Origin of the sequence: Bradyrhizobium sp. LTSP849, assembly GCF_000938255.1 — a bacterium.
GTDB lineage: Bacteria > Pseudomonadota > Alphaproteobacteria > Rhizobiales > Xanthobacteraceae > Bradyrhizobium.
This window is the reverse complement of sequence record NZ_JYMR01000023.1, coordinates 179,651-201,517: the sequence shown is the minus strand read 5'-3', so window position 1 is coordinate 201,517 and position 21,867 is coordinate 179,651. Positions and strand designations below refer to the sequence as shown.

The 21,867-nt window shown below is 66.5% G+C and carries 22 protein-coding genes and 1 riboswitch; of the genes, 6 read left to right on the top strand and 16 right to left on the bottom strand.

The features are described from left to right. Positions 1–8: 8 nt before the first annotated feature. The 6 genes from cobF to UB31_RS16755 are packed head-to-tail and all read right to left on the bottom strand — an operon-like array spanning position 9 to position 5,118. On the bottom strand, positions 9–758 hold the full coding sequence (cobF, locus tag UB31_RS16780) for a precorrin-6A synthase (deacetylating) (RefSeq protein ID WP_045011633.1): 750 nt from the start codon (positions 756–758) through the stop codon (positions 9–11). Further along, complete coding sequence (gene cobA / locus UB31_RS16775) at positions 758–1,486, bottom strand: uroporphyrinogen-III C-methyltransferase (protein WP_045011632.1); 729 nt, start codon at positions 1,484–1,486, stop codon at positions 758–760. The genes cobF and cobA overlap by 1 nt, the downstream gene beginning before the upstream one ends. Next, positions 1,483–2,793, bottom strand: a complete 1,311-nt coding sequence (locus UB31_RS16770) for a cobyrinic acid a,c-diamide synthase CobB (protein ID WP_045011631.1) — start codon at positions 2,791–2,793, stop codon at positions 1,483–1,485. Before UB31_RS16770 ends, cobA begins: the two co-directional genes overlap by 4 nt. Further along, a complete protein-coding gene (gene cobM, locus UB31_RS16765) occupies positions 2,793–3,575 on the bottom strand; it encodes a precorrin-4 C(11)-methyltransferase (RefSeq protein WP_045011630.1) in 783 nt (260 codons plus the stop codon). Before cobM ends, UB31_RS16770 begins: the two co-directional genes overlap by 1 nt. Further along, positions 3,572–3,940 carry a cobalamin biosynthesis protein gene (locus tag UB31_RS16760; RefSeq protein WP_045011845.1) on the bottom strand — a complete coding sequence of 123 codons (369 nt, stop codon included), beginning with the start codon at positions 3,938–3,940 and terminating at the stop codon, positions 3,572–3,574. Before UB31_RS16760 ends, cobM begins: the two co-directional genes overlap by 4 nt. Then, positions 3,937–5,118, bottom strand: coding sequence for a bifunctional cobalt-precorrin-7 (C(5))-methyltransferase/cobalt-precorrin-6B (C(15))-methyltransferase (locus UB31_RS16755; protein ID WP_045011629.1), 1,182 nt, complete (start codon positions 5,116–5,118; stop codon positions 3,937–3,939). Before UB31_RS16755 ends, UB31_RS16760 begins: the two co-directional genes overlap by 4 nt. Here UB31_RS16755 and UB31_RS16750 point away from each other — a divergent pair. Further along, positions 5,117–5,863: a cobalt-precorrin-6A reductase gene (locus UB31_RS16750; protein WP_045011628.1), complete on the top strand. Its 747-nt coding sequence runs from the start codon at positions 5,117–5,119 to the stop codon at positions 5,861–5,863. The two genes, UB31_RS16755 and UB31_RS16750, sit on opposite strands and share 2 nt — an antisense overlap. On the opposite strand, the gene cobJ is transcribed toward UB31_RS16750, so the two are convergent. Genes cobJ through UB31_RS16715 form a run of 7 tightly spaced genes read right to left on the bottom strand, consistent with a single transcriptional unit; the run spans position 5,839 to position 13,746 of the window. Further along, complete coding sequence (gene cobJ / locus UB31_RS16745; RefSeq protein ID WP_045011627.1) at positions 5,839–6,573, bottom strand: precorrin-3B C(17)-methyltransferase; 735 nt, start codon at positions 6,571–6,573, stop codon at positions 5,839–5,841. The two genes, UB31_RS16750 and cobJ, sit on opposite strands and share 25 nt — an antisense overlap. Beyond that, positions 6,570–7,301, bottom strand: coding sequence for a precorrin-2 C(20)-methyltransferase (locus UB31_RS16740; RefSeq protein WP_045011626.1), 732 nt, complete (start codon positions 7,299–7,301; stop codon positions 6,570–6,572). Before UB31_RS16740 ends, cobJ begins: the two co-directional genes overlap by 4 nt. A gap of 2 nt (positions 7,302–7,303) precedes the next feature. Beyond that, positions 7,304–7,933, bottom strand: coding sequence for a precorrin-8X methylmutase (locus tag UB31_RS16735; RefSeq protein WP_045011625.1), 630 nt, complete (start codon positions 7,931–7,933; stop codon positions 7,304–7,306). Continuing rightward, on the bottom strand, positions 7,933–9,096 hold the full coding sequence (gene cobG / locus UB31_RS16730) for a precorrin-3B synthase (RefSeq protein ID WP_045011624.1): 1,164 nt from the start codon (positions 9,094–9,096) through the stop codon (positions 7,933–7,935). The genes UB31_RS16735 and cobG overlap by 1 nt, the downstream gene beginning before the upstream one ends. Beyond that, on the bottom strand, positions 9,093–12,341 hold the full coding sequence (gene cobN, locus UB31_RS16725) for a cobaltochelatase subunit CobN (protein ID WP_045011623.1): 3,249 nt from the start codon (positions 12,339–12,341) through the stop codon (positions 9,093–9,095). The genes cobG and cobN overlap by 4 nt, the downstream gene beginning before the upstream one ends. Next, complete coding sequence (gene cobW, locus UB31_RS16720) at positions 12,341–13,375, bottom strand: cobalamin biosynthesis protein CobW (RefSeq protein ID WP_045011622.1); 1,035 nt, start codon at positions 13,373–13,375, stop codon at positions 12,341–12,343. The genes cobN and cobW overlap by 1 nt, the downstream gene beginning before the upstream one ends. After that, on the bottom strand, positions 13,372–13,746 hold the full coding sequence (locus UB31_RS16715) for a DUF1636 family protein (protein WP_045006323.1): 375 nt from the start codon (positions 13,744–13,746) through the stop codon (positions 13,372–13,374). The genes cobW and UB31_RS16715 overlap by 4 nt, the downstream gene beginning before the upstream one ends. Before the next feature lie 94 nt (positions 13,747–13,840). Next, positions 13,841–14,059: riboswitch (cobalamin riboswitch) on the bottom strand. Between the two features lie 40 nt (positions 14,060–14,099). Between UB31_RS16715 and cobO the strand changes: the two genes are divergently transcribed. Together cobO and UB31_RS16705 are read left to right on the top strand one after the other, a co-directional pair. Next, on the top strand, positions 14,100–14,735 hold the full coding sequence (gene cobO, locus UB31_RS16710) for a cob(I)yrinic acid a,c-diamide adenosyltransferase (RefSeq protein WP_045011621.1): 636 nt from the start codon (positions 14,100–14,102) through the stop codon (positions 14,733–14,735). Between the two features lie 12 nt (positions 14,736–14,747). Then, positions 14,748–16,196 (top strand): cobyric acid synthase, encoded by a 1,449-nt coding sequence (locus UB31_RS16705; RefSeq protein ID WP_045011620.1) that lies wholly within the window; start codon positions 14,748–14,750, stop codon positions 16,194–16,196. Here the strand turns inward: UB31_RS16705 and cobD are convergent. Both cobD and cbiB read right to left on the bottom strand, forming a co-directional pair. Continuing rightward, positions 16,185–17,150 carry a threonine-phosphate decarboxylase CobD gene (gene cobD / locus UB31_RS16700; protein WP_045011619.1) on the bottom strand — a complete coding sequence of 322 codons (966 nt, stop codon included), beginning with the start codon at positions 17,148–17,150 and terminating at the stop codon, positions 16,185–16,187. The genes UB31_RS16705 and cobD overlap by 12 nt on opposite strands. A gap of 11 nt (positions 17,151–17,161) precedes the next feature. After that, on the bottom strand, positions 17,162–18,103 hold the full coding sequence (gene cbiB, locus UB31_RS16695) for an adenosylcobinamide-phosphate synthase CbiB (RefSeq protein ID WP_045011618.1): 942 nt from the start codon (positions 18,101–18,103) through the stop codon (positions 17,162–17,164). Positions 18,104–18,224: 121 nt separating this feature from the next. Between cbiB and cobU the strand changes: the two genes are divergently transcribed. From cobU to bluB, 3 genes are read left to right on the top strand one after another with little or no spacing between them, the layout of a single operon-like run. Next, a complete protein-coding gene (gene cobU / locus UB31_RS16690) occupies positions 18,225–18,728 on the top strand; it encodes a bifunctional adenosylcobinamide kinase/adenosylcobinamide-phosphate guanylyltransferase (protein ID WP_045011617.1) in 504 nt (167 codons plus the stop codon). Beyond that, positions 18,725–19,510 (top strand): adenosylcobinamide-GDP ribazoletransferase, encoded by a 786-nt coding sequence (gene cobS, locus UB31_RS16685; RefSeq protein WP_045011616.1) that lies wholly within the window; start codon positions 18,725–18,727, stop codon positions 19,508–19,510. The genes cobU and cobS overlap by 4 nt, the downstream gene beginning before the upstream one ends. A 4-nt stretch (positions 19,511–19,514) precedes the next feature. After that, positions 19,515–20,147, top strand: a complete 633-nt coding sequence (bluB, locus tag UB31_RS16680; RefSeq protein ID WP_045011615.1) for a 5,6-dimethylbenzimidazole synthase — start codon at positions 19,515–19,517, stop codon at positions 20,145–20,147. Between the two features lie 20 nt (positions 20,148–20,167). On the opposite strand, the gene UB31_RS16675 is transcribed toward bluB, so the two are convergent. Further along, a complete protein-coding gene (locus UB31_RS16675) occupies positions 20,168–21,859 on the bottom strand; it encodes a ShlB/FhaC/HecB family hemolysin secretion/activation protein (RefSeq protein WP_045011614.1) in 1,692 nt (563 codons plus the stop codon). Positions 21,860–21,867: the final 8 nt, after the last annotated feature.

Sequence of the window (21,867 nt, the reverse complement as noted above, 5' to 3'; positions counted from 1 at the left end):
CGCTTGCGTTACGGCCTGCGCTTGAGAATGTAGCTGTCCATGATCCAGCCGTGCCGCTCGCGCGCGTCCTGCCGCGCGGCAACGATGCGCGAGCCGACCTCGGCGAGCACGCCGGACATGGTGATTTGATCGGGCATGCCGAGATAGGCGCCCCACCAGATGTGCAAGCCGTTCGGATCGAGCGACTGGAACGCGGTGCCGCCGTCGAGCATCACGACAACTGTATCGACGCCTTGCGGCCAACCGATTTCACGCAAGCGGCGCCCTGTCGTGACAAGGAACGGCTCGCCGATATCGTTGAGCGGCAGCGCGTGCGCAGCGCACAGCGCCTGGATCGAGGTGATGCCGGGCACGACCTCGATCACCGGCAAGGGATTTAGCCGGCGCGCAATACGCAGCGAGGAGTCGTAGAGCGAAGGATCACCCCAGATCAGCAACGCGACCTTGCCGTCACCGCCAAGATGGCTCGCGATCGTCTGCGACCAGGCCGCAGCAACCGCATCGTGCCAATCGTCCACGCCCTTGTGATAGTCGGCTTCGCCCGCGTCGCGCAGGGGAAGATCGAACTCGACGATGCGTGTCGTTTGATTGGTCAGCACATCCGCGCAGATCGTCCGCCGCAAATCGGCGAGATCGGATTTCGTCGTTCCCTTGCGCGGGATCAGCACGAGATCAGCCGCGTTGATGGCGGCAATCGCGGCGCGCGTCAGCTGCTCGGGATCGCCGCAACCGATGCCTATCAGGGAGAGCGTCAGCATCACGGACCGCCCTCCGCCAGCGCGCCGAACAGGATGACGGCGGCCGTCGAGGCGGCTCCGCCCCGCGCAAGCTGCTTGGCGAGTTCGGCAATGGTGGTGCGGACCAGCCGTTCGTCGGCCCGGCCGAGGGATTCGGCGAACAGCGCCGGGGTCTCGGGGGCGAGGCCATGTTCGATCAGTTTTGCGGCGAGTGCCGGAAAGGTGCGGCGGCCCATATAGACCACGGTCGTCGCCTCCGGATCGGCCAGCGCCGCCCAGTTGAGGTTTTGCGGCAGTTCGCCGCTGACATCGGCCCCGGTCACAAACTGCACCCGGCGCGAGGTGTGGCGACGGGTCAGGGGAATGCCGGCTTGCGCAGCCGCGACGCAGGCCGAGGTGACGCCGGGAATGATCTCGTAGCCGATGCCGGCTTCGCGCAGCGTCTCGAGCTCCTCCTCGAGCCGGCCGAAGATGCCGGCATCGCCCGACTTCAAGCGGACTACGCGGACGCCGGTTGCTGCATAGTCGACCAGGAGGCGGTTGACATGGTGCTGTTTGGTCGAGGGCCGACCCGCCCGCTTCCCCACCGCGACGAGGTTGGCGCCGGGCCGGGCCAGATCGAGGATCGCGCCGGAAGCAAGGTCGTCGTAGAGCACGACGTCCGCCTCGCGCAGCCGCGCCGCGCCCTTCAGCGTAAGCAGTTCGGGATCGCCCGGGCCGGCGGAGATGAAGGAGACAAAGCCGCTCACCGGTCCTCCGCGATCAGATGGAAGAACGTGCCGGTGGCTTGTCCCCGCCGCGAGCCGGTCTCGGCAATGACCGCGCCCGTTGCGTCATGCACGACCGCCAGCGGCGTATCGGGCTGAGCGAGGATGGTCGAATAATGAAATTCATGGCCGCGCAGGCGTGCGCCGGCCTGATGTCCCGGCATCGGTGCTGCGAGCTCCGCGAGACGATAACCCAGATGCATGCGGCGTTTGGCAAAGCTCGTCTTCAGGCCGAGCAGGCCCGTCATCTCGTGGCGGACACCCTCGGCATCGGTGAGGCCTTCGCCGAGCACCATATAGCCTCCGCACTCGCCGTGCACGGGCCTCGTCGCGGCGAAAGCCCGCAAGCCGCTTGCGAAGCGCGCGTTGGCGGCGAGTCGGCCAGCGTGAAGCTCAGGATAGCCGCCGGGCATCCAGCAGACATCGGCGCTTGCATCGGGCACCTCATCGGCGAGCGGCGAGAATGTCGAAATCTCGGCGCCGGCCGCGCGCCAGGCTTCCAGCATGTGCGGATAGACGAAGGAGAACGCGGCGTCGCGGGCGAGCGCAATGCGCTGACCGGGCGGCGTCACGTTCAGGCCGTTCGCCGAAGGCTGTGGCGACCAGCTGGCTGCCGATCGCAGCACGGCATCGAGATCGACGTGTTCGGCGACAAAACGCGCGGCCTCGTCGATCAGCTTGCCGATCTCGGCCTGCTCCTCGGCCTGCACCAGGCCAAGATGCCGCTTCGGCAGGTTGATCTCGGCATGGCGCGGCAGCGCGCCGAACACGGCAATGCCGACATCCGTCAGCGCGCGCCGCACGAGATCCTCGTGGCGGGGGCTGGCGACGCGGTTGAGCACAACGCCGGCGAGGCGCACGCCGGCGCGATAGTCACGCAGGCCAGCAGCGATCGCCGCCGCCGTTTGCGCCTGCCCGGAGGGGTCGATCACCAGCAGCACGGGCCAGCCCAGCATCTCCGCAATGTCGGCCGTGGCACCCGTGCCGGAGACGCCGCGCGCGGCGACGCCGTCGAACAGGCCCATCGAGCCTTCGGCGAGCACGACATCGGCATCCATGCCACGATTAACGAGATGCGCGATCGTCGCGCGATCCATCGCCCAGCTATCGACGTTGACTGAGGCGCGTCCCGTGGCGGCAGCGTGGAAGGCCGGGTCGATATAGTCAGGGCCGCTCTTGAAGCACTGCACGTTCAGACCGCGATTGCGCCAGGCACGCGCCAGCGCCAGCGTCAATGTCGTCTTGCCGACGCCTGAGGCCGGCGCGGAGATGATGAGGCTCGCGGCCATCACGACGCCTCCGGAAATCGCGGCTCGGCGCCGACCGGTCGGTAGCGGCGATCGTAATCGGCGGCATAGAGCCGGCTCTCGGCAAAATCTGCTGCGCCCAGCGTCTTGCCAACCAGGATGAGCGCGGTGCGCTCGAGCTCGGCACCGACAGCGGCATCGAGCGTTGCAAGGGTTGCGCGGACGATGCGCTGATCCGGCCAGCTCGCGCGCCAGACGATCGCAACCGGACAGTCCGCGCCGTAATGCGGCGTCAACTCGGCAACGACCTTGTCGAGCAGATGGATTGACAGATGGATCGCGAGCACCGCGCCGGTCGCGGCGAATGCGGCGAGTTTTTCGCCCTCGGGCATCGCACTGGCGCGACCCGGCGTGCGCGTCAGCACAACTGATTGCGCGAGACCAGGCAATGTCAGCTCAGCTTCGAGCGCAGCCGCGGCGGCCGAGAAGGACGGAACGCCGGGAGTCACCGTGTAGGGAATACCGAGCGCCCGCAGCCGACGTAGCTGCTCGCCCATCGCCGACCAGATCGAGAGATCGCCGGAGTGCAGCCGCGCGACGTCCTTGCCGTCCGCATGCGCGGCCGCGATCTCGGCGATGATCTCGTCGAGCGACAGCGAGGCGGTGTTGACGATCCGCGCACCCGGCGGGCAATGCGCCAGGACGCCCTCCGGCACCAGCGAGCCGGCATAGAGGCAGACCGGACAGGCCGCGATCAGGTCGCGGCCGCGCAAGGTCAGCAAATCGGGAGCGCCCGGCCCTGCGCCGATGAAATGCACCGTCATGCGCCGTCTCCTTCCGCGATCGCCGCGGTCGCCGTCCGGTCCTGCGAGACCACACGCGTCGCAATCAATCGCGCGCGAGGCCCGGCTGCCGCAAGCGCCGCAGCTTCGGCAACAGATCCCGTGCCGAACTTTTCGGTGATCAGCCTTGACTGGGTCGGCGTCGTGATGCCTGCGAGCACGTCTGGCGGAACAGCCCTGATCGATACGCCGCATTCGCGCGCGAGCTGCTTCAGCGCCTCGGCGTCGGCCTTGTCGCTGACAGTTGCGACCGCCGCAAGGCCCTCGGGACCGCCAGCCGCCAGAAGCGCCTCGCGCAGCGAAGCCAGCGTCACATCTCGCTTGAATCCGAGTCCGGCGACCTTCATCGGACCGAACTCCATTGCACCACGGGACGCGCTGCTTCCCAGGACCGGTAGCGGCCGAGCGGGCCGGCATGCGCGATCTCGATCCGCATCAATTCGCCGCCATGACGCTGATGCAATTCGCCGAGCAGTGCTTCGGTCTCCAGCGTCACCGCATGTGCGACGAACCGCGTGTCTGCCCCGACGCGCGTCCAAATAGCGTCGAACATCGCGATGTCGAGACCGCCGCCGATGAAAACGGCATCCGGCGTTTCCAGCTCAGCCAGAGCACCGGGCGCCTTCCCCGTGACGACGGTGATCCGATGCGCCAGCCCGAACGCCGCCGCATTGCTGCGGATGTTCGCGGCGCGATCCTCGCGCGCTTCGACGGCGATAGCCGTCCCGCCGCACAGCGCCCATTCGACCGAGATCGAGCCTGAGCCGGCGCCGACGTCCCACAGCCTCCTGCCAGGACACGGCGCCAGCGCCGAGAGCGCCAAGGCGCGCACCGGCCGCTTGGTGATCTGGCCGTCGTGAGCGAAGAGAACGTCCGGTAGCCCCGAGCTGCGAGACAGACCCTCCGCCCCCTTTGCCTCCAGCGCCACCGCAACCAGGTTTCCGGCGGAAGCGCGCGTGTAGGTCTCCGCGCGATACTCACCAACGCGTTCATGTGGTCCGCCAAGCGCGGCGAGAGTCCAGAATGCCGAGGCGCCCCATCCGCGCTCCGTCAGCCATTTCGCGAGATCGCCGGCAGCTTTACCGTCGCGCACGAGACAGACGATCCGCGCGCCATCCGCGAGATGCGGCACAAGGCGTTCGAACGGCGCGGCGTGAAGTCCGAGGCAGGCGACGGCTTCGAGCCGCCAGCCCAAACGCGCGGCAACGAGCGAGAAGGTCGACGGCGCGGAATGCGCGATCCATTCACCCGCATCGAGCTTCTCGGCGAGGCTTGCACCGGCGCCATGCCAGAACGGATCGCCGGAGGCGAGCACCGCCGTCGGTCTGCCGCGGCAACTCAGCACGACCTCCGCATCGAATGGCACCGGCCACGGGCGGCCCCGGCTGGTCACGCCTGCAAGCGCAAGATGACGCTCGCCGCCAAAGACAGTTTCCGCATTCGCAAGCGCCTTTCGGCTTGCTTCCGACAGCCCGGCAAGGCCATCTTCGCCGATACCGATGATGGTCAGCCAGGGATCAGCCATGACGCGCGCCCTCATTCTGGGCGGAACAGCCGATGCGAGCCTGCTCGCAGCAGAGATCGTGCGCGCGGGCATTGAGGCCGTCTATTCCTACGGCGGCCGCACCCGTGCGCCCGCCGACCAGCCGCTGCAGACCCGCATCGGCGGTTTTGGCGGGGTGAGCGGGCTTGCCGACTACATCCGTCGCGAAGGCGTCACGCATGTGATCGACGCGACGCATCCCTTCGCCGCCGAGATGAGCAGCAACGCGGTCACGGCGTGTGCGGAGACCGGCGCGCCGCTGATCGCGCTCGAACGTGCGCCCTGGGCTAAAGTGACTGGCGATAGCTGGATCGAAGTTCACGACGTCAACGCCACGGTCGCCGCGCTGCCGGAGTCGCCGGCAAAAATATTCCTCGCCATCGGCCGCCAGCACATCGCTCCCTTCGCGATCAAGCCACAGCACACCTACACGCTGCGGTTCGTCGATCCACCCGAAGCTCCCCTGCCCTTCGCGGCGGATGTGATCGTGTCGCGCGGACCGTTCACGCTTGACGGCGAGCTGGAGATGATGCGAGCGCGCGGCATCGCGTGGATCGTCGCCCGCAATTCTGGCGGCGACGGCGCACGCGCCAAGATCGACGCGGCCCGCACGCTCGGCCTGCCCGTGATCATGATCTCGCGACCGCGATTGCCCGAACGGTTGCGAGCCGAGAGCGTCTCCGAGGTGATGCAGTGGCTCGGTCATCGGACCTGCCTCGGCGCATAGACCCAGCGGCCGACGCGGCGCGTCTGCGAATTGCCAACGATGACCAGCGTGCGCATGTCGGCCATTTCGGGCCGGGCCTCGCTCAGCGTCACTGTCTCGATTGTCTCGTCCGCCGTGCTGACCGCGCGCGCGAAGATCATGAGCCGCTCGCCGCAGCCGGCCTCCTTCAGCACCGCAAGCGCGCGGCCAAATCCTTCGGGCCGGCTCGCCGAGCGCGGATTGTACAGTGCAATGGCAAAATCGGCTTCCGCCGCGAGTCGCAGCCGCTTTTCGATCATCGCCCACGGCTTCAAATTATCGGAGAGATTGATCGCGCAGAAATCATGGCCGAGCGGCGCACCGGCGCGTGCGGCCGCTGCCAGCATCGCGGTGATGCCGGGCAGCACGCGGATAGGCAGCTCCCGGTATTGCGGCGCCTGTTCGAGCGCCTCGAATACGGCCGAGGCCATCGCGAAGACGCCGGGATCGCCGGAGGAGACGACGACGACCTGGCCGCCTTCCGCGGCAAGCCGCAAGGCTTCGCCCGCGCGCTGCAACTCTTCGCGGTTGTCCGATGGATGCAACCTGAGACCCGTGCGCGGCGGGACCCGCGAAACATAAGGTGCATAGCCCAGGATATCCGTCGCGACCGCAAACGCGGCGGAGACCTCCGGCGTCACCAGCGCGTCGCTGCCCGGCCCGAGGCCGGCGATGGTCAGCGTCCCCGTCATTCGGCAGCGTCCGGATTCCGGCCCTTGCCGTGCACCAGCACGATCGCGAAATAGGGGCACTCTGCGGCATCGATGTCGGCGAGCCGCGCGACCCGCTCGCCCGGCATGGTGCCGCGTTCGACCAGCCAGGCATCATCCAGCCGGCCGGCCGCGGCGAGTGCGCGGCGCACCTTCGCAAGATTGCGGCCAGTCTTCATGATGACGAGAGCATCGGAGTCGCGCATCCGGCGTCCGAGCTCGTCCTCGGCCAGCGTGCCCATCAGCACCGTCGTCACGTCGTCGCCAAGCGCAATCGGCCGGCCGACTGCGTTCCAGCAGCCGACCATGCCGGGAATGCCCGCGATCAATTCGATCTCGACGCGGCCTTGCAGGCGCGTGTGCAGATGCATGAAGGAGCCATAAAAGTAAGGATCGCCCTCGCAGAGCACGACGACGTCGACCGCACGCGCGAGCCGTGCAAGACGCTCGGCCCATTCGTCGTAGAAGCCGGCGAGCAGACCAACATATTCAGGACTATCGAAGGCGATCTCGATCGTGACCGGATACTCCATCGGATATTCGGTCACATCGCTTGCGAGCATGCCCTCGACGATACGCCGGGCCTGGCCGGGCCTGCCCTTCTTGCGGAAGTAAGCGACGTGCTTTGCGGCGCGCACCGTGCGATCGGCGCGCACGCTCATCAGATCGGGATCGCCCGGGCCGAGACCGCAGCAGATGATGCGTCCCATCGCTATTCGCTCCGGCTCGCCAGTGCGTTCACGGCAGCAACGGTGATCGCCGATCCGCCGAGGCGGCCCTCGACCGTCAGCGCCGGTACCGGCGGATTGGCTATCAGTGCAGCCTTGGATTCGGCCGCGCCGACGAAGCCGACGGGGCAGCCGATGATCGCCGCCGGCCGCGGGCAGTCGCGGTCCTCCAGCATGTTGAGGAGATGAAACAGCGCGGTCGGCGCATTGCCGATCGCGACGATCGCGCCGTCGAGATGCGGGCGCCACAGCTCCAGCGCCGCCGCCGAACGCGTGTTACGCATGGATTGGGCGAGCGCAGGAACGGATTCGTCGCCGAGCGTGCAGATGACGGCGTTCGCCGCGGGAAGTCTCGCGCGCGTAATTCCCTCCGAGACCATGCGCGCATCGCACAGAATCGGCGCGCCTCTCTGTAACGCGGCGCGTGCTGCGGTCGCCATGCCGGGCGTGAAGCGGATATGCGCCTCCAGGCCGACCATGCCGGCAGCATGGATCATCCGCACTACGACCTGCTCCTCATCGGGCGCGAAGCGCGCAAGATCGGCCTCGGCCCGGATGGTCGCAAAGGATTTCAGGTAGATCGCCGCGCCATCGGTCTCATAGAGATGCGGCATCAATGCCCTCCCATCAGGATGGAGGGATTGCGGACGATGTCGTCGCGGTTCAACCCGCGCAGGATCGGCTCATCGCGCGTCGAGCCGCCGCGGACGAGATCAAATCCTGTACCGGTCGCAACCAGCGTGATCGCGGCCGGACCGGAATGGGCGCAGCCCTTGGCACAGCCGGAGACGTGAAGCCGCGCGGCAGCGCCAATGTTTGGCGCAAGCGCTGCCGCCAGCGCGCGGGTATCTGCATGCGCCTCGCGACAGCGCGGCGCGCCACTACAGGCGATCACGCGTAGCGCTGGGTCGTAGGCCTCGGTGATGAGTTCGGCCGCCGATGGCATCACCCGCTTGTCTTCGCTCAAGACCATCCGCCACGGCGTCATGCGCAGCGCATGTCCGCAGCCGGCGAACTGGTTCAGCGTCGTATGCGGCATCTGTCCGAACGCCACGCCGACCAGCGCGCCCTGCGGATAGAGGCCGGGGCGTGCAGCCGCCATGATCGGCGCCGGCTCGGCCTCTCCGCGCAGGACTTCAGGCAAGACCACGCCAGCGGCGAGATGCGCCACCATGCGCCCTCGTCCGCCTTTTGCTCCGCCAGAGGCGACGAACCAGCCTGCAAGCGCCAGTGCAGCGGTCACGGCTTCTCCGCGCGCGACGGAGCGGCCGTGTTTCGCACCATCGGCTCGTACCAAAAGTTCGCCGGTTCGGTCACGCTCGATCCGTACATCCGCGGAATCGCCGGCGAGAACGCGCGAGGTCCCGTCATCGATGGCGAATCCAAACTTGGTCGGGAGTTCGAGTGCGCTATCGGCAAGCGCTTCCTCCAGCTCGGCGGCGAGCGCCTGCGTTTCGTCACCGGTGCGCCAAAACGGCGTCACCAGAATGTTGCGCCGGGATTCGGTGTCGGCGTCCGGGTCGAGCAGCGCCAGTTGCGCAAGCCCGTCGCGCAGCAGCCGATGGCTGGTGTCGCTGACGCCCCTGATCTGGAGATTGGCGCGGCTGGTCACGTCGATCAAGCCGTTGCCATGGCGCCCGGCGAGATGCGCAAGCCCGGCAATCTGCGCCGCGTCGAGCCTTCCGCCAAACGGGCGCACGCGCACAACGAGTCCATCGCCCGATTGCATCGGCTGTAGCGCGCCCGGACACCAGCCCTTGACCGCAGCCGCGCTCATGATGCCTCCCGCAGCGCAGCCGCGATCGAATTGCGGCGCGTTCGCCAGAGTGAAGCATCGTGCAGGCGCGTAAAGCAAATCTCCATCGCAGCCAGCGCCGCCGGATTCTCGCGCGCCATGAAGCCGCGGATATCGTCGTTACCCAGCGTCGCATCGTAGTAGAGATCGAACAGATGCGGCGGCACGGCGCCGGCCAGATGTGCGAAGGCAGCCATATGCTCAAGCGTCGCAGTGATCTCGGCGGCGCCGCGAAAACCGTGGCGCATCATGCCGGCAATCCAGGCCGGATTGGCGGCGCGTGCACGCACGACGCGCGAAATCTCTTCGGTCAATTTGCGCGCATGCGGCTGCTCCGGACGCGTCGCATCGAGATGATAGAGCGACGGCGTAGCAGCGCCGAGATACGCTGCAGCAGCCGCGATGCCCGCTTCATGCGCCGCATAGTCGGCCGCGAGCAGCAGATCGGTTTCCGGCAAGTCCTGGACGTGAACGAAGGCGTCGGCAGATGCGAGCCGCTGCTCGATGCCGGCGCGATCGGGCTTGATCGCGCCGTCGGCGGAGAATGCCCAGGACGACGCCGACAGCCACGCTTCGCCCGCGGCCTCGCGGGTCTCGGGCGTGAAAGCATCGGGAATCGCCGATAGGCCGACGCCATATTGCCCGGGACGCGGCGCGAACACGCGGGACGCGCGATGGCGATAGGGATTTTCGTCGCCCTCGTCCTCGCGCGCCGCGAGCGCCTCGGCGGCGGCCTCGAACAATTGCGCGAGGCCGGAGAAAACATCGCGGAACAGGCCCGACACCCGCAACGTGACATCGATGCGGGGACGGCCGAGCTCGGCCGGCGCGACGATGTCGTAGCCGATAACGCGGCCGGAGGCGTGATCCCAGCGCGGCGCGAGACCGGCGAGATGCAGCGCCATCGCGAACTCCTCGCCAGCGGTGCGCATCGTCGCCGAGCCCCAGAGGTCGACGACGAGGCCCTTCGGCCAGTCACCGTGATCCTGCAAATGGCGGCGCAACAGCTCTTCGGCGAGCTTGATGCCTTGCGCGTGTGCTGACGGGGTCGGCACGGCGCGCGGATCGACGGCAAAGAGATTGCGCCCGGTCGGCAGCACGTCCTGTCGTCCGCGATAGGGCGAGCCGGATGGGCCCGGCACAACGCGGCCGCCCGCAAGTGCCGTGCGCAGAGCATCGCGCTCGGATTCGCCGCAAGCACCGCGGCCGAACACGTGCAGGCCGTCGCCGAACTGGCTTTCCTTGAGATCGCAGACAAAGCGATCGATCCGGGGGATTGCTTCGGCTGGTACTGCCGACGCATCGAGGCCGAGATCGTCTTCGAGGCCCGCAGTACGCGCCTCGTCGCGAATCGCGGCGATCAGGCGCTGGCGACGGGCGGGATCGAGACCATCGGCGGTCGAGTATTCATCGAGGAGCTGCTCAAGCCGGCGCAGGCCTTCGGGCACTGCGGAAGCCGCAAGTGGCGGCGGCAGGTGACCGATGGTGACGGCACCCAGGCGCCGCTTGGCCTGTGCGGCCTCACCGGGATCGTTGACGATGAAGGGATAAATGACGGGCAGATTGCCGATCAGTACATCCGGCCAGCAGTTTGATGACAGCGCGACGGATTTTCCGGGCAGCCATTCCAGCGTGCCATGAGCGCCCATGTGCACGACGGCATCACAGCCCTGCCCCTGGAGCCAGAGATAGAACGCGACATAGCCATGGCGCGGCGTGCGCGCGAGATCATGATAGTCGCCGTCCCGCGTGGCCGTGTCGCCACGCTCGGGCTGAACCGCGATGATCGACTTGCCACATCGGACCGCGGCGAAATGGAACGCGCCATCGCGGCAGCCCGGATCATCCTCCGGCGCGCCCCAGGCTTGCGCGAGATCATCCTGCAATGCCTGCGGCAGACGTGAGAGCGCCGCACCGTAGTCGGCGACGCTCCACGTCAATGTCTGCCTCAGCAACACATCGCCGAGCCGATCCGCTGACGCGACGTCGAATCCGGCTTCACCGAGATCAGACAGCAACGCCTCGACCGAGGCCAGCGCATCGAGGCCGACCGCATGTGCAATCTGGTGCGGGCGCCCCGGATAGTTCGACAGCACGACGGTCAATTTCTTCTCACCAACCGGCTTCGCCGCGAGCCGGTGCCACGCGGCTACGCGCGCGGCGACAGCCTTCACGCGCTCCTCGTCCGGGCGATGCGCAAGATGCGAGAATTGCAAATCGGGATCGCGGATCTCGCCCGACTTGAAGCTCACCACGCCTGCAAACAGGCGGCCATCGACCTCGGGCAGGACCACATGCATCGCGAGATCGCCGGGCGACAGACCGCGCAACGAGTCCGCCCAGTCCTCGCGCCGCGCCGTCGAGAGCGCGACCTGAAATACCGGGCACGACGCGCCGTCGAACGGCGTCGTACCGTCGTCGCCGATCGCGGAGAACGCGGTCGCATTGACGATCGCAGCGGGAGGATTCTTCGCAAGGTGGTCGCGCAGCCAATCTGTGACGCCCGCGGCCTTCAGCGAGGTGACGAACACGCCGTAGGTATCAAAGCCCTTTTCGCGCAGCGCCGCGATCAGGGCATCGACAGGACCGGTGTCAGCGGCAGTCAAGTAGGAGCGATAGAACGTCACCAGCGCCCGCGGCTTACCTTCAACGTCCGGCGGCGCAGCGATGACGCCGCGTGGAAAATCGTAAAAGCCCATCTCGGGCACGGTCATCTCGCCGACGACCGGCCCGGCATAGAGGCCCGAGGCCAGCGCGAGCTGCGCGATCGCGGCTTGGGCAGCAACCGGGCCGCCGGTGTCGCAGAGCACCTTGAGCCGCCGCAGCGTCGAGACCGGCAAGGTCGAGTACGCGTCCAGGCGCGTGTCGTCGCGGCCATCGGCCGGCAGCACCGCCAGCACAATACCGCGATCTTTCGCGAGCTGATGCAGCGCCGCGAGCCCGTAGGCCCAATAGGACTCACCACCGATCAGGCGCACGAGAATGCCGCGCGCCTGCGAGAGCGTGCGTTCGATATAGGTGTCGACCGAGAGCGGATGACGGAGCTCCGCGAGATTGGCGAGCCGCAGCGACGGCAGGCTATCGCGGCCGCGCCGCCAGCCAGCCGCGAACGCAGCGAGATCGGAATCCGAGTACGAGAGCACCACGAGATCGGCCGGGTCCTGGCCGATGTCCCTTGGCGTCGCGGTCTCCTCGAGACCACGGCTCTCGCGGAAGACGACGTGCATCAGACTCCCAATCCCGCCTTGATCGCGGCCTCGTCGATATCGCCGTGCTCGCCGATCACGACGAGTTTTGACTGACGCGCGCTCGCGCCCCACGGCTTGTCGAACTGATGGCGCACACGTTCGCCGACCGCCTGGAGCAGCAAGCGCATCGGCTTGCCCGCAACTGCGATATAGCCCTTGACGCGCAGCACGTTCTGCTCACGCGCGAGACGCTGGACTGACGCGACCAACGCGTCGATATCCGTGACTTCCGGAAGATCGATCACGACGGAGGCAAAATCGTCGTGCTCGTGGTCCTCCTCGCCGTCATGATGCGACGGGCGCGCAGCAAGATCGTTCTCCGCGGCAGCTCCAAGACCAAGGATGACGCGCGCATCGATCGCGCCGTCGGTGACCGCCAGCATTGGCACGCGACGCGTCATCTCGGCGGTGATCGCAGCCTTTGCGACTTCAATGCCCGCGCTGCCCGCAAGATCGGCCTTGGTCAGCAGCACGATGTCGGCACACGCAATCTGGTCCTCGAACACTTCAGACAGCGGCGTTTCGTGATCGAGATTGTCGTCCGCCACGCGCTGCGCTTCGACCGCGGCAGGATCCGGCGCGAAGCGGCCGGCAGCCACAGCCTCGGCATCGGCGAGCGCGATCACACCGTCGACGGTGATGCGCGAGCGGATCTCCGGCCAGTCGAACGCCTTGAGCAGCGGCTTTGGCAGCGCCAGGCCCGAGGTCTCGATCAGAATGTGATCGGGCCTCACCGGCCGCGACAGCAACAGCTCCATGGTGGGAATGAAATCGTCGGCGACGGTGCAGCAGATGCAGCCATTGGCGAGCTCGACGATGTTCTCCTCCGGGCAATTGGCGTCGGCGCAGGATTTCAGGATCTCGCCGTCGACGCCCTCGCTGCCGAACTCGTTGACGAGCACCGCGAGCTTCTTGCCGTTGGGATTTGCAAGGAGATGCTGGATCAGCGTCGTCTTGCCGGAGCCGAGAAAACCCGTGACCACCGTGACCGGGACTTTTGCGAGCGAGTTCATTCGGCGGCCTCTGGCACAACGGCAATGGGAGGAATGCGCGCAAGCGATTGCTTGCGGAAGATTTCGGGACGGCTGCGCCAGGGCACGATGCCGTCGGGCGCACCGGCATAGGCCGCAGCGCCTGCGATCACATCGCCCGCGTGGGCCTCCGACAGGCGGCCATAGACATAGGACCAGCGGCCGGGCGCGCTGAGCGCGACCGAACAGCCCTGGCTACAGGCCGACAGGCATTCGACGGGAACCACATTGACACCATCGGGCACACCCGCGTCGAGGATCGCACCATGCAAGCGCTTACCCGGCGCGACTTCGCCCTCGCTGAGTGTCTGGCCGGCACGGCAGGTGATGCAGACGTGAAGTGTGACAGTCATCGCCTCTTCCAGGATAAACAGCGGGAAGCGATGAGGCGCACGAACCGTTCTTGCGAAGGCCCGTTTCCCCGTCGCGGAACACCCCGTCCGCCGGTGCAAAACTTCGGCGCTGGCAGGTCTCCCGGCTTGCGGAGCAGGGTTTCCCCTACGATCCCCGCCTTCCCGATCCCCTTGGGGATCAGTGGCTTCGGGCATCTCTCCGGTCACGGTCGCGGGGGCGGCTGCATTTTGGAGCCAAATCTTGCCGATTCGGACCCTATCGCATTCCCTCTTCGCCTGTCATAGGACAGGAACCAACGTCGGCCCACCATTTGCCCCCGGCCGCCACTTGTCAAGCCGAAGGAGCCCGTCCGATGACGCCTGAACCGGATAGCCAAACGGCCGAGGAAACTGACGCCCGCCACGCTGCGAAAATGGCGAAGATCAAGGTCGCCCGCGACAAGATCATGGCGACCAAGAGCGGCGAAAAGGGCCTCATCATCGTCCACACCGGTGCCGGCAAGGGCAAGTCCTCCTCAGCCTTCGGCATGATCATGCGCTGCGTCGCCCATGGCTTCCCCTGCGCGGTCGTACAGTTCATCAAGGGCGCTTGGGATACCGGCGAGCGCCGGCTGCTCACGGGCCACTTTGGCGATCTCTGCCAGTTCCACGCCATGGGCGAAGGCTTCACCTGGGAGACGCAGGATCGTGCCCGCGACATCGCCGCCGCGCGCGCAGGCTGGGAAAAGGCCAAGGAGCTGATCATGGATGAGCGCCTGCACATGGTCGTGCTCGACGAGATCAACATCGCGCTGCGTTACGACTATCTCGACATCGCGGAGATCGTCGATTTCCTGAAAACCGAGAAGCCGCCGATGACGCATGTCGTGCTCACCGGGCGTAACGCCAAGGATGAGCTGATCGAGATCGCCGATCTCGTCACCGAGATGACGCTGGTCAAGCATCCCTTCCGCTCCGGCATCAAGGCGCAGGCCGGCGTCGAGTTCTGATTGGGCTCAACGATGGCGCGCGCATTGATGATCCAGGGAGCCGGCTCGGACGTGGGCAAGTCGCTCATCGTCGCCGGCCTCGCGCGCGCCTTCACGCGGCGCGGCCTGCGTGTGCTGCCGTTCAAGCCGCAGAACATGTCGAACAACGCGGCCGTCACCGTCGATGGCGGCGAGATCGGCCGCGCCCAGGCACTCCAGGCGCTCGCCGCCGGCGTCGAGCCGCATACCGACATGAACCCGGTGCTGCTCAAGCCTGAGACCGATGTCGGTGCGCAAATTATTGTGCAGGGAAAACGCATCGCCACCGCGCGAGCGCGCGAATACGCGGCGATGAAGCCGTCGCTGATGGGCGCGGTGATGGAGAGTTTTGAGCGGCTGAAGGCGCGCGCCGATCTCGTGCTGGTCGAGGGCGCCGGCAGCCCCGCTGAGGTCAATCTGCGCAAGGCCGACATCGCCAATATGGGCTTCGCGCGCAAGGCCGACGTCCCCGTCGTGCTGGTCGGCGACATCGATCGCGGCGGCGTCATCGCCCAGCTCGTCGGCATCAAGACGGTGATCGATCCGGATGATGCCGCGATGATCCAGGGCTTTGTCATCAACAAGTTTCGCGGCGATCCCACGCTGTTCGATGACGGTTACAAGCTGATCGAGCAGAAAACGTCGTGGCGCGGCCTTGGCGTGCTGCCCTGGTTCACCCGCGCCGGCGAGCTCCCGGCTGAGGATGCGCTGGGCCTGAGCGACGCGCGAAAGCCTGGCCAATGCAAGATCGCCTGTCTCGCATTGTCGCGGATCGCCAATTTTGACGATCTCGATCCGCTCAAGCTCGAACCGGGCGTCGATCTCGTGATGGTGCGTCCGGGCGAAGCGATCCCCGGCGACGTGCGCCTCGTCATCATCCCCGGCTCCAAATCCACGCGTGGCGATCTCGCTTTCCTGCGGGCGCAGGGCTGGGACATCGATCTGCTGGCGCATCACCGCAGGGGCGGTCACGTGCTCGGCCTCTGCGGCGGTTATCAGATGCTGGGACGGAGCGTCACTGATCCCGACGGCATTGAAGGCCCCGCGGGCGAAACACCGGGCCTCGGACTTCTCGACGTGATGACGGAGATGAGTGCGCAGAAGACATTGACGCGTGTTGCAGCGGTGCACGCGGCAACGGACCAGCTGATCCAGGCCTACGAAATCCATATCGGCCACACCGACGGGCCTGATCGTGCTCATCCGTTCGCGAAACTCAACGGCGAGCCGGAAGGCGCAATTTCGCGCGACGGGCGCGTACAGGGCAGCTATTTGCACGGCCTCTTCACGTCCGACGACTTTCGCAGGGCGTATCTCGCGAAGCTCGATATTCCCGCAGGCGACGAGCCGTATCACGCCAGGGTCGAGAGCGCGCTGGATGCGCTTGCCAATCACATCGAGACTCATCTCGATGTCGAGGGCCTGCTCGCGCTAGCGCGCTAGGACCTCGGCGAGGCGCGACCATTCGGATTCGTCGCCCGGAAGTCCAAGGCGCAACCATGTCGGCTGCTGTACGAAGACGCGCGACCAAATCTGAGCGCTCGCCAACTTCTCCTGTGCAGCGAGAGCGTCGGGCATCTCATAGAGACGAAACAATGGTGTGCCGCCGACGAGCCTCAAGCCCTGCGATTGCACCATAGCGTCGAGCCTAACGCTGTCCCTTGCAAGCCGCGCCGATGTGGCCTTGGCCCAGTCATCATCGCGCAAGGCGCGGCAGCCGATCGCGATCGCTGCGCCCGACACCGGCCATGGACCAGACATCGCCGCGAGCTTGGCGATGTCGTCGGCATGGCCAAGCGCAAAGCCGAGCCGCAGGCCGGCGAGCCCGTAAAATTTTCCGAATGAACGCAGGATCACCAGCCCCGGCCGAACTGCTTCCGAAGCGAGCGACAAATGCGGAACTGCGTCGGTGAAACTCTCGTCGATCACGAGGCGGCCAACGCGTGGCAGCAGTGCGAACAAATTCGCAGGCGTGTACCAGCGCCCGTCGGGATTGTTGGGATTGACGACGATGGCGAGGTCCGCGCCGGCCAGCGCGTCAAGCTCGCTCACCTCTTCGACCTCCCAACCTGCGGCCGACAGAACTGGAGCATATTCGTTGTAGGTCGGCGCGAGGATGCGCGCCCGGCCGCGCGGCGCGAGTTGCGGCAACAGTTGGATGGCGGCCTGTGCGCCGCCCATCGCGACAACCGGCGCGCTTGTGCGATAGGCGTGCTGAGCAGCCTGATGCAGGGCGTCGATTTCGTAGCGCGACGGCAGTGCGCTCCATGCGCGCACGCTCACTCCGCCCACGGGATAAGGCAACCGGTTGATCCCCGTCGAGAGATCGATCCAGTCCTCCGCGCGTCCGCCAAAACGCTGCTGGGCCTGATCGAGATTTCCACCGTGCTCGCGCATGTCCTGTTCTTTCACGCGAAAGCCAGGATCGCAAGCGCGCCCGCGAGCAGCAACATGGCGCGGCGGTAGATCGTCAGCGCGTGGCTGATATCGGCAGCGAGCGGATCGCGCGCGCCTTCGTTCAACCAGGGCTCGTTGCTGATGCTGTCGTGATAGATGCGCGGACCACTGAGCCGCACGCCGAGCGCACCGGCCATCGCAGCTTCCGGCCAGCCGGCGTTGGGCGAGCGATGACGACGTGCATCGCGCGTCATGCATGACAACGCCTCCGATCGCCGCGGCGCGAGCAGTACGAAGAGGAAGCCTGTCAGCCGCGCCGGAATGAAATTGGCGACATCGTCGATGCGGGCGGCGGCCCAGCCGAAGGCCTCGTGCCGCTCGCTGCGATGGCCGATCATGGAGTCCAGCGTGTTGATCGCCTTGTAGCCGAAAATGCCCGGCAGGCCGAACAGCGCACCCCAGAACACGGGCGCCACGATGCCGTCGGAGGCGTTTTCGGCGAGGCTTTCGATCGCCGCGCGCGCGATGCCGGCCTCGTCGAGCGCCGCGGGCTCGCGGCCGACAATGCGCGAGACCGCTTCGCGCGCGGCAGCAATGTCACCGCCTAGCAGAGGATTTGCGACGGCCGCAACGTGATCATGCAGCGAGCGCAACGCGACCAGAGGCCAGGCCAACACACCGATCAGCAATATCTGTACCCAGCCCCATGGGAGCAAGGATTGAAGCATCCAGCCGATCGCAGCGGAGAGCATGATCACAACCAGCGCTCCGGCAAAGCCAGCAGCGCGGCGAAGCGCAGGCGGATCGGACGAGCGATTCCAGCCGGTGTCGATGGCCGCGATCAGCCAGCCGAGCCAGGTCACGGGATGGCCGATCCGCGCGAACAGCGGCGACGGCCAGCCCACCAGGGCATCCACTACCATCGCCACCGCCATCGCACCCGCAAAACCCACATGCGCCTCCTGTCCCGCCCCTGTTGCGCAAAGCACGAGCCGAGCGCAAGCCCCCGGCCCTCGGATTTCGGCTTTGTCTTTGCCCGCGTTTGGTGATTAGTGCTGCCGACAGGAGACCTTTATGGCCGTCATTCTGATCACGGGCGGAGCGCGATCGGGCAAGAGCAAGCGTGCGGAAAGCCGCGCGCGCGGCTTTCCCGGGCGGCCTGTCTATGTCGCGACGGCCGAGGCGCTTGATGCCGAAATGGAGGCGCGCATCGCAAGCCATCGCGCACGGCGCGGAACGGACTGGGCCGAGCGCGAGGTGCCGCTCGATCTCGTCGCGGCGCTGATCGCAACGGATGGAGGCGGAGCCCGGCTCGTCGACTGCCTGACGCTATGGCTCTCCAACCTGATGCATGCGGAACGCGGCTGGTCGCGTGCAGTGACGGAGCTTGCCGATACCCTGCCCCGCCTCAAGAGCCCGGTCGTCCTCGTCACCAACGAAGTCGGCCTTGGCATCGTGCCCGACAACGCGCTGGCACGCTCCTTTCGCGACGCCGCCGGGATCATGAACCAGACCATTGCGGCTGTGGCCGACGAGGTCGAGTTCGTCGTCGCAGGCCTTCCGATGAAACTGAAATGATGCCACGCGCCGACATGATCTGGGACGTCATCGCCGATCTCCGGATCGCGGCGTCCTTTGTCACGATCCTTCCGGTCGGTTCGTCGAAGCCCGCCGGCGATGGCGCGATCGCGCGTGCGACCTGGGCGCTTCCTATCGCCGGGCTGCTGGTGGGGCTTGCAGGCGCGGTGGCCTATGCGATTGCAAGCAGGCTGGGGCTCCCCTCCGCGACGGCCGCCCTGCTCGCGCTGGCCACGACAACCCTCGTCACCGGCGCGCTGCATGAGGACGGCCTTGCCGATACCGCCGACGGGCTCGGCGGCGGCCGCACGCGCGAGCGCAAGCTCGAGATCATGCGCGACAGCCGGATCGGGACCTATGGCGTCTGCGCGCTGATCCTGTCGTTCGGCCTGCGCTGGAGCGCGCTCGCGGCAATTGCCAATCCGTGGGCAGTCACACTGGCGCTCGCATCTGCGCATGCCGCTGCCCGGGCGGGCGTGCCGGCCTTCATGTCCTTGGTGCCGCCGGCGCGGCCTGATGGATTGTCGGCGAGCGCGGGAGCACCGCCAGGTCGCAGCGTGGCCATCGCCTTCGCTCTCGGAACGCTCTGTCTTGCGCTTGCGCTCGGACCGGGCAAGGCGCTGGTCGGCCTCGCCCTGCTCTCGCTCGCCGGGCTGATCCTGGCGCGGCTCGCCATCCGTCAGATCGGCGGGCAGACTGGCGACATCCTCGGCGCCTTCGAGCAGACTGGCGAGATCCTGATCCTGCAGGTCGCCGCAGCCTTCCTTCAGATGGGAGGGTGACCCGATGGTCGAATTCGACGACACCTTCCGCCGGCAATTGCGCGAGCTGTTCGTGTGGCGTCGCGACGTGCGCCGCTTTCGCACCGATCCGCTGCCGGATGGCGCCATCGCGCGGCTGATCGAGACCGCTTGCCTTTCGCCATCGGTCGGCCTCAGCCAGCCCTGGCGCTTCGTCACCGTCGACGATGCCGCACGGCGCCGCGCCGTGATCGACGATTTTAGGGCGTGCAACGCCGACGCGCTGAATTGTTACTCCGGCGAACGCGCGGCGCGCTATGCCGCGCTCAAGCTCTCGGGCCTGGAACATGCACCCGGCCACCTCGCCGTATTCGCAGACAAGGCGAGCGATATCGGCCACGGCCTTGGCCGCGCGACCATGCCCGAGACGACGGAATACTCCGTTGTCGCTGCGATCACCGCGATGTGGCTCGCCGCGCGTGCCGAGGATATCGGGCTCGGCTGGGTCTCGATCCTGAGTCCAGACCGCATCCACACCATTCTCGACGTGCCAAGCTCCTGGAAATTCATCGCCTATCTCTGCATCGGCTATCCCGAGGCCGAATGCGACCAGCCCGAACTCGAGCAGGCGAAGTGGGAAACCCGGCGTGGCGCGGACGAGTTTACGCTGCGACGGTAGCGGGTTCGCGAAGTGGCGCCCTACGACTTGCCCTTGTCGGCAATCGTCGCCGGCGCAGCGTTTTGCTGCTTCTCGAACATCAACAGCGGGCGGAAGATGATGCGGCCATAGGCCTCATAGTGCCGCTGGGTGGAGACCGCCATCTTCAGCGGCGTCGCATAATTGGCCTCGAATGTCATGAACTGCGCGTAGGTCCAGGAGAAGCCGACGCCGACCGAGCTCAATTCGGTGATGCCCGGGAATGTCGAGTACACCGCGCCCCAATCGGTGAAGACGTAGGTATCAAAACCCCTGAGCAGCGCTGACCAATTGTAGTGCAGCTCGGCGTTGAAGTAGTAGCCGCTGTCGCCGGATGCCGCGTTGGTCGGATAGCCGCGCACCGTCGTCGGGCCGCCGATCGTAAAGATCTGGTCGCCGGGCAGAAGCTTTTCCTGCGTGTACTGCCAGCTCGCCAGCACGTTGGCGGTGAAATTGGCAGGTCCCGCCGCGCTGGTCGCGATCATCGAGCCGGTATAGGTATTGAACGCGCGGTTGTTGCCGAGCACGTGGTCTTGCCAAGCGATGTAGTTCACGGCGGGCGAGACCGTGATCGAATAGGTATTGCCGGAATTGGTCACCGAGACGCCGGCGGTGGCCTTGTCGTAGTGGTCGTCGGTCACCGCGACCGAAGAGAAACGGCTCACCGTCTTGCCTTCGGTCTCGGCGGCGTTGAGCAGCACCAGCCAGTTCTGCGTCACCCAGACCGGCTGGCTGAAATTGACCGCGGCCTGGCTCGATCGTCCGGTGACGTCGAGCGCGACGAACGGGCCCTCGATGATCTTGATCTTGCCTTCGGTATAGCTGACACCGGCGCGCCCACCCCAGGGGTTGACCGGAATGCTGTAGGCGACGTTGCCGTTGAGGTTGCCGTCGGAGCGGACGCCATAGAAGGTCAGACGGTCGTCGACACCGAACAGGCCGTGGCGCTTGTAGAAGGCGCCGCCTTCCCAGCGGCCGGTATTCTCCACGCCCTGGTTGTCGACGAAGAGCTGCAAGGTATCGACCAGCGGCTCGATCACCGCGAACTGGAGGTCGGTCAGGCCAAAGGTCGTGCCGGGCTGGAGCAACGCCTTGATCTGCACGTCATTGGTCCGGTTGAACCAGATCACGTCGCGATTGAGCTTTGGCACGTCGAGGACTTCGCCTTCGGGCTCCTTGACGCGCTGGAGGATGTAATCGGTGCGCGTCTGCTTGTTACCCTCGATGGTCGTCTTCTGGAGCCGGCCTTCGGTCAGCTTGACCCTGACCACCCCGTCCCTGGGATCCTGCTCCGGCAGCGTCGCGATGCCCGTGACGATGCCGCGCGCGGTGTAGATGGCATTGATGTCGGCGACGAGCTGCAACAGCGACGCGATGTCGACATTCTTGCCGACATATTTCTTCGCGATCTCGTCGAGCTCCGCCGGCGTGATGAATTTGGATGTATCGAACGCGACCTTGCGCAGGCGGAATTTCGGCCCGCCCGGCTTGAGGAGCGGGGATTTTTCGCGCTCGCCGCCGATCACGGCAGGCCCATTGAGCTTCGGCGGCGCGCTCTGCTGCTCGAGCTGCCGCCGCTGCCGGTCGACGTCTTGCTGGATCACACCGGGGTTGATCGAAGGCACCTGCGCGCGCGCCTGCACGATGCAGGACGCTGCAAGACCCACCCCTAACGCTGCCCTCAGAACCCGCATCTCCATTC